Annotated in this window: 13 protein-coding genes; 8 read left to right on the top strand and 5 right to left on the bottom strand. The window is 66.1% G+C overall.

The window, feature by feature from the left end:
* Together AC1DRP_RS30780 and AC1DRP_RS30775 are read right to left on the bottom strand one after the other, a co-directional pair.
* The coding region (locus tag AC1DRP_RS30780) for a carboxylate-amine ligase (protein ID WP_476770476.1) at positions 1–740 on the bottom strand (740 nt) is incomplete at its 3' end.
* Positions 741–889: 149 nt separating this feature from the next.
* Complete coding sequence (locus tag AC1DRP_RS30775; RefSeq protein ID WP_441506427.1) at positions 890–1,642, bottom strand: 16S rRNA (uracil(1498)-N(3))-methyltransferase; 753 nt, start codon at positions 1,640–1,642, stop codon at positions 890–892.
* A 201-nt stretch (positions 1,643–1,843) separates the two neighbouring features.
* On the opposite strand from AC1DRP_RS30775, the gene AC1DRP_RS30770 reads away from it, so the two are divergent.
* On the top strand, positions 1,844–2,320 hold the full coding sequence (locus AC1DRP_RS30770; protein WP_113518927.1) for a hypothetical protein: 477 nt from the start codon (positions 1,844–1,846) through the stop codon (positions 2,318–2,320).
* 7 nt (positions 2,321–2,327) lie between these two features.
* Positions 2,328–3,293 carry a 4-hydroxybenzoate octaprenyltransferase gene (ubiA, locus tag AC1DRP_RS30765; protein WP_476770475.1) on the top strand — a complete coding sequence of 322 codons (966 nt, stop codon included), beginning with the start codon at positions 2,328–2,330 and terminating at the stop codon, positions 3,291–3,293.
* Between the two features lie 119 nt (positions 3,294–3,412).
* On the opposite strand, the gene AC1DRP_RS30760 is transcribed toward ubiA, so the two are convergent.
* Entirely contained in the window at positions 3,413–3,934 is a 522-nt protein-coding gene (locus tag AC1DRP_RS30760) for a DUF6101 family protein (protein WP_476770474.1), read from the bottom strand.
* Positions 3,935–4,180: 246 nt separating this feature from the next.
* Here AC1DRP_RS30760 and AC1DRP_RS30755 point away from each other — a divergent pair, with 246 nt between their 5' ends.
* The 5 genes from AC1DRP_RS30755 (at position 4,181) to lpxK (ending at position 8,484) form a co-directional block, all read left to right on the top strand.
* Complete coding sequence (locus tag AC1DRP_RS30755) at positions 4,181–5,008, top strand: 3'(2'),5'-bisphosphate nucleotidase CysQ (RefSeq protein ID WP_441488886.1); 828 nt, start codon at positions 4,181–4,183, stop codon at positions 5,006–5,008.
* 109 nt (positions 5,009–5,117) lie between these two features.
* A complete protein-coding gene (locus AC1DRP_RS30750; RefSeq protein WP_441488885.1) occupies positions 5,118–5,360 on the top strand; it encodes a DUF4170 domain-containing protein in 243 nt (80 codons plus the stop codon).
* A 39-nt stretch (positions 5,361–5,399) separates the two neighbouring features.
* Positions 5,400–6,131 carry a lysophospholipid acyltransferase family protein gene (locus AC1DRP_RS30745; protein ID WP_441488884.1) on the top strand — a complete coding sequence of 244 codons (732 nt, stop codon included), beginning with the start codon at positions 5,400–5,402 and terminating at the stop codon, positions 6,129–6,131.
* Positions 6,128–7,432, top strand: coding sequence for a 3-deoxy-D-manno-octulosonic acid transferase (locus tag AC1DRP_RS30740; protein WP_441488883.1), 1,305 nt, complete (start codon positions 6,128–6,130; stop codon positions 7,430–7,432). Before AC1DRP_RS30745 ends, AC1DRP_RS30740 begins: the two co-directional genes overlap by 4 nt.
* Positions 7,432–8,484 carry a tetraacyldisaccharide 4'-kinase gene (gene lpxK / locus AC1DRP_RS30735; RefSeq protein ID WP_441506425.1) on the top strand — a complete coding sequence of 351 codons (1,053 nt, stop codon included), beginning with the start codon at positions 7,432–7,434 and terminating at the stop codon, positions 8,482–8,484. Before AC1DRP_RS30740 ends, lpxK begins: the two co-directional genes overlap by 1 nt.
* On the opposite strand, the gene AC1DRP_RS30730 is transcribed toward lpxK, so the two are convergent.
* Positions 8,430–8,651 carry a DUF2093 domain-containing protein gene (locus AC1DRP_RS30730; protein WP_113518934.1) on the bottom strand — a complete coding sequence of 74 codons (222 nt, stop codon included), beginning with the start codon at positions 8,649–8,651 and terminating at the stop codon, positions 8,430–8,432. The genes lpxK and AC1DRP_RS30730 overlap by 55 nt on opposite strands.
* Before the next feature lie 99 nt (positions 8,652–8,750).
* Here AC1DRP_RS30730 and AC1DRP_RS30725 point away from each other — a divergent pair, with 99 nt between their 5' ends.
* The gene (locus AC1DRP_RS30725) at positions 8,751–9,572 is read left to right on the top strand and encodes a dienelactone hydrolase family protein (RefSeq protein WP_476770473.1); all 822 of its coding nucleotides are present in this window, start codon (positions 8,751–8,753) and stop codon (positions 9,570–9,572) included.
* 21 nt (positions 9,573–9,593) lie between these two features.
* Here AC1DRP_RS30725 and AC1DRP_RS30720 read toward each other — a convergent pair.
* The coding region (locus AC1DRP_RS30720; RefSeq protein ID WP_476770472.1) for an IS481 family transposase at positions 9,594–10,478 on the bottom strand (885 nt) is incomplete at its 5' end.

Below are 10,478 nucleotides of genomic sequence, written 5' to 3'. Positions count from 1 at the left end.
GCGATGGCCAGCGTATCGTCCAGGCGCGTGCAGCTGTCGGCGATGCGCAATTCCAGCGTCGGATGCTTCTCTGAAGGGCGAATCGCCCACCAGATATAGCTGGCATCCTTGATCGCCCCGGCCGCGACCAGGGTATCGACATAGGCGCGGTAGTCGGCGGGTTCGAGGAAGAGCTCCGGCAGGCCGGTGCGCGGTAGTTCCGCGTAGGCGGATAGTCTGTAGCCCATCAGGCCGGTGCGCCGCCCCTGCCAGAAGGGAGACGACGTCGACAGCGCGAGAAACACCGGGAGGAACGGCATGATCCGCCCCATCAGCCGGATGCGCTGATCTTCGTCCGGCACCTCGACATGGATATGGAGCCCACAGAGCTGGTTGCGGCTGCCGAGCATCTGGAGTTCGCGCATCAGCTTGTCATAGCGAGCCGCCTCGGTGGCGCGCTGGCGCGACCAGGCCGCGCTCGGATGCGTGCCGCAGGCGAGCAGGAGCATGTCATGCGCCAGCCCGATGCTCGCAAGGCCGGTCCGCAGCGTCGCCAGCGATTTGCGCGCCTCTGCCATCGTCTCGCAGACCGGTGTCGCCACCTCGATCTGGGACTGCAGCATCTCCCGTTGGACTTCGCTCGGAAACGCCGCATGCACGGCATCGAGGAATGCCGGCGAGATCTTCCGGACGATGCCACGTGTCGTGAAATCGGACAGGAAATACTCTTCTTCGATACCGAAGCGGCAGGCTTGGCTCATCTCATGGTCCTCGCGGGTCGTCGAATCACGGGAGCAGACCCTCGCGCGCAAAACCGGCCCTGAATGAGCCGGTTCGATGGCACCGCGACGAATGTGGATCTTCCTCCCCAACGACCAACGTGGAATTCGGCGCGTCGTTCCCTGCGCGCTCAGCCCGATCTCGAGACCCAGTCGCCCAATGTCGCCTGGACCAGGGCAAGCGCCGCGACCGCCGCCGTATCGGCGCGCAGGATGCGCGGGCCGAGCGAGATACGGATTGTCTTGGGGCGTGACAGCACTCGCCGGCGCTCCTCGTCGTCAAAGCCACCTTCGGGACCAATCAGCAGGGCGAGCGGCGCCGGCGGGGCTTCCGCCAGCGCGCTCAGGGGACTCGCCGCGGCCATGTCCTCGTCGCAGAAGATCAGCAGGCGCTCGGGCTCGAGAGCGGCCAGCGCCGCATCGAGCGGCTGCTCGGAACGAATTTCCGGCAAGGCCAGGATGCCGCATTGCTCGGCAGCCTCGATGGCATTGGCCCTGAGGCGTTCGAGGTTCAACCGCGAGACCTGCGTGCGTCGGGTGAGCACCGGCTGCAGCACGCCGGCCCCCATCTCCACGGCCTTCTGAGCCATGTAATCGAGCCGCGCGTGTTTCAGCGGCGCAAAGAGATAATGCAGGTCCGGCACGGAGGTCTGGAGCTGCAGCTGCCGCAGCGGGCGCAGGCTCGCCTGCTTCCGCCCTTCCGGAACGATCTCGGCAAGCCATTCGCCGTCGCGCCCGTTGAAGACGAGAACGCCGGCGCCATCGCGCAGGCGCAGGACGTTGAGAAGGTAATTGGCCTGCTCCCGCTCGAGAGGAACGGGCGCATCCTGTGCCAACGTGGAGTCGAGATAGAGCCGATGTTTCGGCAGGTCTGGCATCGGCATAGGCGCAAACAATCTCCCTCTTGCGACAGCAGCCGATCTTGCAATGCCATTGCGGCGGGAAAGTCGCCACATTCTTCGTCTAATCGCAAGAGTCGGTGACAGAATTCAGTTCAATGTCGCCTGACGCTTGGCGAGACCGCCCCTCTGCTGATATGGAGTGCGCGGTTCCAGGAACCCTCATCGATTGGGAGCAGGACTATTATGCGGCGATACGTGGCCTCGGGGTTGATTGCGACGCTCGGCTTGGCAGCGGCGACATTCCTCCACGTCAGCCCGGCGAGCGCTCAGGCCTCGGGCTGCGAACAGCTTCAAAAGCTCCTGCAGGAGCGGCAGTCGATCGTCGCGCGGTTGAACTCCGCGTCCAAGGCCAAGCGCAAGCTGACGCCGGCGGAGGCCTGCGGAACACTCGGCAGCCTCGTCAACAACGGCAACGCCACCCTCAAATTCGCAACCGCCAATCAGGACTGGTGCCAGATTCCGCCGACCTTCGTGGACGGCATGAAGGCCGACAATGAGAAGGCAGCCGGCTTCCGCAATCAGGCCTGCAATGCGGTGAAGCAGCAGGCGGCCATGCAGCGCAAGGCGCAGCAGCAGGCCCAGCAACAGGGCAACAATCCGTTCGGCGGCGGCGATTCTCTGACCGGCGGCCCGATGCGGGTGCCGCAGGGCGCGCTCTGATCTCGCCATGGTCCTGGCCTCGAAGCCAGCCGACATGACCCTGGTTGATGCGCCCCTTCCCGACGCCCTGAAAGGTCATTGGGTCGATACAAGGGCGCCGGTCTGGCTGCGCCCTTATCTCAAGCTTGCCCGCATCGACCGGCCAATCGGCTGGTGGCTGCTGCTGCTTCCGTGCTGGTGGGCCGCAGGGCTTGCAGCCATCGCGAGCGGCAGCGCGTTTCCCAATCTCTGGCACGGCCTGCTTTTCATGGTTGGCGCCATCGTGATGCGAGCCGCCGGCTCGACCTTCAACGATATCGTCGACCGAAAGCTCGATGCTCAGGTGGCACGAACGCGCGGACGCCCGTTGCCCTCCGGGCAGATCACAACCAGGTCCGCCGCGCTCTTCATGGTCGCGCTGTCATTGGTCGGACTGCTGATCCTCGTCCAATTCAATCGCTTCACGATCGTGCTCGGCATCGCCTCGCTGGCGATCGTCGCGATCTATCCCTTCATGAAGCGCATCACCAGCATGCCGCAATTCGTGCTGGGCCTCGCCTTCTCATGGGGCGGGCTCCTGGGCTGGAGCGCCGTGTTCGGGCAGCTCGACCCACCGGCCTACCTGATCTACGCGGCCGCGATCGTCTGGACGATCGGCTACGACACCATCTACGCCATGCAGGATATCGAGGATGATGTCATTGCCGGCATCAAGTCGAGTGCCCGCTATTTCGGGGCCTGGACGCGCGAGGCGGTCGGGTTTTGCTTCACGCTCTCTGTCGCGCTCGCTGGCGTGGCGACCTGGAGCACGGGCGGTGGCGCCATGGCCTGGATTGGACTTGCGGCCTTCGCCGCGCATCTCGCCTGGCAGGTTTCCCGGATCCAGGGCGCGACCTCTCCGGTCGCGCTGGGCCTGTTCCGCTCCAACCGCAACGCCGGCCTGCTGCTGGCCGGCGGCTACGCACTCGATGCGTTGAGCCGCTCTTTCCTGTGAAATGAAGGCCCAAGGCAGCGGCCCGAAGAGCGGTTTGCGTTCTTCGGGGAAAGCCGATGCCGACATGGAAAGATTAGATCATGGACGGGATGCGATATGCGGTCCCCTGATCTAACCGCTCAATCCGTCAGCCGCTCGCCGGAGACGATGACCGGCCGCGCTGGAAGCTGCGCGGTCTTGCGCCGTGTCAGGAAGCGTGGGCGGCGGCCATTGAGAAAGGCGTGCCGACGGCGGATGCGGATCGGCCCCAGTGCCAGCCGGCCGAACTGAGGAAAGGGCTCGGTGATCACGCCATCGACGGATTCGAGCAACAGCGGCAAACCGCTGCTGCGACCACAGTCGCGCCAGTGTGCCACGGCATCTTCGGCATCGAAGACCGCGACACTGATCGCACGGCCATCGCCGGCCGTCAGAGCGAGTTCCAGACGTTCATCTTCGCCGGACGGATTGGCCAGCCGCAGGGCAATGCCGCGCCAACCGGGGTTTCCGCGCAAGATCCTCACCGAGGCGATGCGCTCGATGCGGGGCGCCTCGACCTGCACCGGCATCGGATTGCGCGCGACTATGCTGCTATGGTTCGGGCAGCCGAGAAGGTTCGGCGCAAAGCCGACCTCCCCGGCAGCCGGCGTGACGCTGGCCATCGGTTTTACGCCTCTCATGTCCCTGCTGCGCGGAGCCCTCTGTGAAGTCCGGGGCTCTCGTGCTTGCAGGGTGGAGAGTGGACCGCAGCCCTATCCGAGCGCTTAAGAGCTTCGGTTAAAGGAATGTGTTGCGGCCATTTGGGCGTCTAAATCGGCCGCTATCCGGCGTGATGCTTGACGGAATCTTTCGCAACTGCGCTGCTTTTTCACCTTGAAACCGCAGCAGGGAGGCTCGATAGGGAGCGCATGACTTCGCAAACGCTGCCTGTCGCCCCGGATCTTCTGCCTCACGTCCGGGAAAGCTGCATCGAGGCGGGTGCGCTGGCACTCGAACTGTTCCGCCCCGGAGCCAAGACCGCGGCCCGGACATGGTCGAAGAGCGGCGGCTCGCCCGTCACCGAAGCCGACATCGCCGTCGACACCTTCCTGCGGATCAGACTCTCGGAATTGCTGCCGGATGCCGCATGGCTATCGGAAGAGACCGCCGACGACGCGCAGCGGCTGTCGCGCCGTCTCGTCTGGGTCGTCGACCCCATCGATGGAACGCGCGCGTTCATGTCGGGCTCGCCGGACTGGGCGGTTTGCGTCGCCCTCCTTGCTGATGGCGCTCCGGTGACCGGCGTCGTGCATGCGCCCGCCTGCGGCGCAACCTATACGGCCCGACGGCACGAGGGGGCCTACTGCAACGACCGGCCGATCGCGACGACCCGCCTGACCAAGCTCGGCGGCGCTCGCATTGCGGGGCCGAAGCCGATGCTCGACGCCTTGGCGCGGATCGAGACGTTCGACGCTGCCGAGAAGATCCCTTCGCTCGCACTCAGGCTGGCACGGATCGCGGACGGCACGATCGATGCCGGGCTGGTCTCCCCTGATGCGCGGGACTGGGACCTTGCCGCCGCGCATCTCGTGCTGGACGAAGCCGGCGGCCAGCTCAGCGACGGGAGCGGCAACCCCGTCGTCTACAACCGCGAGGTACCGATCCACGGCATGCTTGTTGCTAGTGGCGCAAGCCTCGCGGAGCCGCTGCTTGCTGCAATGCAGCGCCTGCGCGAGACCCCGCCGCAGAGCGCATGAAGGCCAGCCGCCTCGGACAAATTCGACCTCGCTCAATCGGCACTCGCACCGCTCGCGCGGATAGCTTATCTGGTGCCGCGGCAGAGCCTCATTCCCGCTGGAGAGACCAATGAACGCGGACACCGACCAGAAGCAGCTTCTTCATCTCGTCTTCGGCGGCGAGCTGAGCTCCCTTGACGGCATCACCTTCAAGGACCTGTCGAAGCTCGACATCGTCGGCATCTACCCGAACTATGCGAGCGCCCATGCGGCCTGGAAGGCCAAGGCACAGGCGACCGTCGACCAGGCCCAGATGCGCTACTTCGTCGTGCACCTGCATCGCCTGCTCGATCCCGAAACCGCGAAGTCCTGAGCTGCGGGACAGGCATTCAGCGGTTCGGAAGCGGAGTTCATGGGCTTTTCCATCCTCAAGACGCGTGTGGCGCAAGAGACGCTCGGCCGGCTGCTGGCCGGCTATCTCAAACTCGTCCGCCGCACCAGCCGAACCGTTGTCGAACCGGCCGACATCTATGATCATATCCGGCCGGAGCTGCCGCTGATCATCGCGATGTGGCACGGCCAGCACATCATGATCCCCTTCGCACGGCCGGATTGGATGCCCGCCTGCTCGCTGGTTTCCCGCCACGGCGATGGCGGATTCAACGCCGTCGCGTTGCGCGAACTCGGCATCGGCGCCATTCGCGGCTCAGGGGCGCTCGGCCGCAAGGTCCGCGAGAAGGGTGGTGCGAGCGCGTTCCTCGCCATGGTTCGACGCCTGGCCGCCGGCGACACCATGGTGCTCACGGCCGACATTCCCAAGCGCGCCCGCGTCGCGGGGCCTGGCATCATCGCGCTGGCCAAGGCATCGGGTCGCCCGGTCCATCCCGTTGCCGTGGTGACGAGCCGGCGCGTCGACTTCAACAGCTGGGACCGCGCCTCGATCGGCCTGCCCTTCGGCCGCTGCGCGATCGTGGTCGGCGATCCGATCCGGATCGCGCGCGATGCCGACGAGGCCACGAGCGAAGCCGCCCGTCTCGCGCTCCAGGCCGGGCTCGACGCGGTCCATGCCCGCGCCTATGAGCTGGTCGGTTCCCGCGACCCCGGCGCGGGGCTCCGCGCTGCAACAGGAGCCAAAGCGGCATGAGCGGCAAGGGCCCCTTCCTCAGAGCCTACCGCATGGCGACTGCGCTGTTCGAGCCGGCCGCTGCAGGCCTGCTGGTCTGGCGCCGTCGCCGCGGCAAGGAAGATCCGACACGCTTCGCCGAGCGCCGCGGCTATCCCGGCGTCCAACGGCCCGACCAGACGCTGATCTGGCTGCATGGCGCCAGCGTCGGCGAGACGGTGACGCTGCTCCCCCTGATCGAGCGCCTGCAGCGGCGCGGGCTGGCCGTTCTCGTGACCTCCGGCACCGTGACCTCGGCGCGCCTGCTTGCAGCGCGTTTGCCAGCCGGCGCCATCCACCAGTACCTGCCGCTCGACGTACCGCGCTACATGCGCCGCTTCCTGGACTATTGGCAGCCGGCCATGGGGCTGATCTGCGAATCCGAAATCTGGCCCAATATGGTGATCGAGGCACGCAAGCGGGATATTCCGCTCGTGCTGGTCAATGCCCGGATGTCGGAGCGCTCCTTCAAGCGCTGGTACAGGGCGCCCAGAACCTCACGCTACCTGCTCTCCAGCTTCGATTCCTGCCTTGCCCAGTCGCAGGGCGACGGCGAGCGTCTTGCCCAGCTCGGCGCGCCGCGTGTCAGCATCGCCGGCAATCTGAAATTCGATGTCGCGGCGCCCCCGGCCGATCCGAACACGCTCGCGATTCTCGATGGGCTGACGGCCGGCCGGCCGATCTGGATCGCCGCCAGCACGCATCCGGGCGAGGAGGAGCAGATCCTGTCGGCCCATCTCGGCATCAAGCCGCATGTGCCGAAGCTGCTCACGATCATCGCTCCGCGGCACCCTCAGCGCGGCCAGGAGATCGAGGATCTCGCCCGGGCCAACGGTGTCGCCGTCGCGCGGCGCGCGGCTGGAGAGATGCCGGACCCCGATATCGAGCTCTATATCGCCGACACGGTCAACGAGCTCGGCCTCTTCTATCGGCTCTCGCAAGTGGCCTTCCTTGGCGGTTCGCTCGTGCCGATGATCGGCGGACATAATCCGATCGAGCCCGCCAAGCTCGGCTGCGCCCTGGTGCACGGGCCGTATGTCCACAACAACGCCGAGATCTTCGCCGCCTTCGATCAAGGCGGCGGTGCGCGTGAAGTTCCCGATGTGCAGGCGCTCGCAGGCGCGGTGCATCGCTGGCTCAGCGACCCGGCAGCCGCACGGCAGGCCGCGCGCGCGGCGGGGCAAACCAGCAAGCAGCTCGGCGGCGCACTGAGCCGCACGGAACAGGCCATCGAACCGCTCTTGATGCGCGTCGCTCTGGGCCAGCGCGAGATCGACAGCTGATGCGCGCACCGGCGTTCTGGTGGCAGCATCGGCCGAGCCTTCTTGCCCGGCTGCTGCAACCGATCGGCTCCCTCTACGGCGCGCTCACCGCGCGCCGCATGCGCCAGACCGGTACCGATGCAGGCATCCCGGTGATCTGTGTCGGGAATTTCATTGCTGGCGGTGCCGGCAAGACACCGACGGCGATCGCGCTGGCCGCGCTTGCGACAGCCCGCGGAGAAACGCCCTTCGTCCTGATGCGGGGCTATGGCGGACGGCTCGCCGGGCCTGTCGAAGTGGACAGGCGTCACCATGATGCCAACGGCGTCGGGGATGAGGCCGTGCTGATGGCCTCTGCCGCCCGCACCGTGGTAGCCCGCGATCGGCCGGCCGGAGCCGCCTTCGCGAAAGCGTTCGGCGCAAGCCTGATCATCATGGATGACGGGCTGCAGAACCCCTCGCTCACCAAACAGCTGCGGTTGGCTGTCGTCGATGGCGCGAGCGGGATCGGCAACGGTCTATGCCTGCCAGCCGGCCCGTTGCGGGCGCCGCTGGCTGAGCAGTTGGCGATGACCGATGCGATCCTGGTGATCGGCCCGGGCGAGGCAGGGGACAGGGTCGCCGCCGCGGCCCGGGAGGCCGGCAAGCCGGTTCTGCGCGGGCGGCTTGCGCTGTCGGCCGGGATTGCCGACAGACTTCGTGGTCAGGCCGTCCTGGCCGTCTCAGGGATCGGACGGCCGGAGAAATTCAGCGCGACCCTGCGCGAGGCCGGCGCCGAGATTCGCGCCGAACATGCCTTCGGCGATCACCACGCCTACACGGCCGAGGACGTGGCCAAGATCATCCACGAGGCAGCGGCGCAGGATTGCCTGGTGGCGACCACCGAAAAGGACATGACAAAGCTCGCTGCACTCTGGCCGTTTGCGGAGCAGCACCGCCTGCTGGCGGTCCCGGTCTCGCTCGTCTTCGACGAACCGAGCGAGATCACGCACCTGCTGGATGGCGTGAAGGCGGGCTCTCAGGCACGCCCGGCGCGGCGCAGCCGCAACAGCACCGCCTCCGGAGAGACATAGGCTTCCTGCCACTCGACCGACCAGTAACGCAGATCGTCGAGCTTGATCGGGGCGCCGGTCACGGCGCAGCGCACGAAGGCGCCGGGGCGCACCACGCGGAATTCGCCGTGACCATAGTCGACGGCAGCTTCGGGTCCCGGCACGGGAGGACGCTCGCTGATGTTCATCTGTAAGATCGAAAACCGTTGCTCAGGGAATGAATTATCCGATAACTCGGAGCTGTGATAGCGTTCCTGCCGATGATGTCCAGTCTCGTCCGACACGTCATGGCCCTTACAGGCCTCGCGCTGCTTTGGTGCGCGCCCGCGTCTGCGGGCGGCTATGAGCGCGTTCGCATCCCGGTCGAGGAAGGACAGCTGGACGGTGTGCTGTACCGCCCGAACGGTCCAGGGCCATTCCCGGCCGTGGTCGCCCTGCATGGTTGCGGCGGCCTGTGGCGCGACAATGGCAAATTGTCCGCCCGGCATTCGGACTGGGGCGAGCGGCTGGCTGCCGCTGGCTACGTCGTGCTGATGCCGGACAGCTACGGCTCGCGCAGGCTCGGTTCACAATGCGGCGTCAAGGAACTGACGGTTCGGGCTAGCCGTGAGCGCGTCGCCGACGCGGCAGCATCACGGCAATGGCTGCAGGCTCGCGATGATGTGCGCGACAAGGAAATCTCCCTGCTCGGCTGGTCCGGTGGCGGCTCCACCGTCCTGACCGCGATCCGCAAGGACAGGCGCCCGGCCGACGGCCAACCCGATTTCGCACGCGCCATCGCCTYCTATCCGGGCTGCCGCTTCCAATCGGAGTCCGCGAGCTTTTCGGCCAGGCTGCCGACCCTCATCCTGATGGGTGATGCGGACGACTGGACGCCGCCAGCGCCCTGCGACCATCTCGCCAAAGCGGCACGGGCGCGCGGCGAAGCCATCGAACTCGTGCTTTATCCCGGCGCGCTGCATGATTTCGATCACCCTCGCCTCGAGGTGAAGGAGCGCAGCGACGTGGCCTATTCCGCGACCGGAACCGGCAAGGTCACGGTGGGGACACATCCTGAAGCCCGCGATGACGCGATCAAACGCGTCAAGAGCTTCCTGATGGGGCGTTGAGGGACCCCGTACCGCGCTCAGCTAGATGTGCGGTCTCGGGATGAGATGGTGCGGATTGATTTTGAAGGGTGACGGGTCACTGATCCAGGCGTCGCAGATGGCCTGATAGGGCGTTCGCCATCGCAGCGCCTTGAGATGCTTGGCGAAGTTGTAGGCGGTAACGAAGACCAGGACGTGGGCCTTCAGGCTTTCCAGGCAATCGTAGTGGAAGATCTTGATCGTGGCGTCCTTGATTGTGCGGTTCATCCGTTCGGCCTGGCCGTTGGTCCATGGATGATAGGGTTTGGTCAGTCGGTGCTCGATGCCGAGCTCCCAGCAAGCGCGGTCGAAGGGATGGCCGCGCATCATGGCTGTCGGACCGGAACGGTTCTTGGGCAGATCAGCGAAAGCCATGCCGTTATCGGTAAGGACCGTGTGTATCTGGTAGGGGAATACCTCGGCCACAGCCCGCAGGAAGTCTGCGCCGATCTTGCTGCCGATGCGCGCGTGGAACTCAACGTAGGTGAACTTGGAGACCCGATCGAKAGCCAGGAACATGTGCAGCTTGCCTTCGGCGTGGCGCAGTTCGCAGCTGTCGATGTGGACGTAGCCGATGGCGTAGGTCTTGAACTGGCTGCGCTTGTCCGCCGTTTCATCCTTAGGCAGTCGGGAGATGCCGTGGCGTTGGAGGCAACGGTGCAGGGCGCTGCGGCTGAGGCCGGGGATGGTGTCCTTCAGGCAACCCAGCACGTCGTCCAGCGGCAGCAGTGTCTTCTGCCGGAAGGCCACGACGATGGCTTCCTCGGCCGGCGTCAGCACCGTACTTCGAGGGKCCTTCGGTCCCATGGGCGCATCGGATGTGGTGGTCCTTTTGCGCCACTTGAGCACAGTCTTCGGATTCAAGCCGTAGCGGACGGCAAGGGCCCG

The organism is Allobosea sp. 01N443, from assembly GCF_056399325.1.
The sequence above is the reverse complement of the archived record's forward strand: the minus strand, read 5'-3'. Positions and strand labels throughout refer to the sequence as shown.